The sequence below is a fragment of the Candidatus Accumulibacter vicinus genome, assembly GCF_000584955.1.
Classification (GTDB): domain Bacteria; phylum Pseudomonadota; class Gammaproteobacteria; order Burkholderiales; family Rhodocyclaceae; genus Accumulibacter; species Accumulibacter vicinus.
The window spans coordinates 6111-6459 of the sequence record NZ_JDSS02000048.1; the positions used below are offsets into that span (position 1 = coordinate 6111).

1 protein-coding gene is annotated in these 349 nt (G+C 70.2%); it reads left to right on the forward strand.

What is annotated here, in order from left to right:
• On the forward strand, nucleotides 1-349 hold a 349-nt coding region (locus tag CAPSK01_RS24090), incomplete at both ends, for a hypothetical protein (protein WP_273704132.1).

The window sequence follows — 349 nt, forward strand, 5'->3', positions numbered from 1 at the left end:
CTGGTGGGTCGCCAGCTACTCGGCACTGAAGACCGTCGGCGAGGCAGCGGCTGCTGTATCCGCGAGTGCTGCCGACACTCCGGGGGAAGACGTTTTCCTGGAAAGCCGGGCAGCGCAGAACGCCGCTGCCGTTGCGGACGGTTCGCCGCCTGGCGCAAGCCAGACGCGACCGGCGGTCCCCGCTCCCGGCTCGCTGCACGATTTTCCGCGTGGCGCCGAGGCCGGAACCTTTCTCCATGACCTGCTCGAATGGTCGGCCAAACAGGGCTTCGGCCGGGTTGCCGGCGAACCGGCGCTGTTGCTCGACCTGATCGCGCGCCGCTGCCAGGCGCGCGGCTGGTCGCACTGG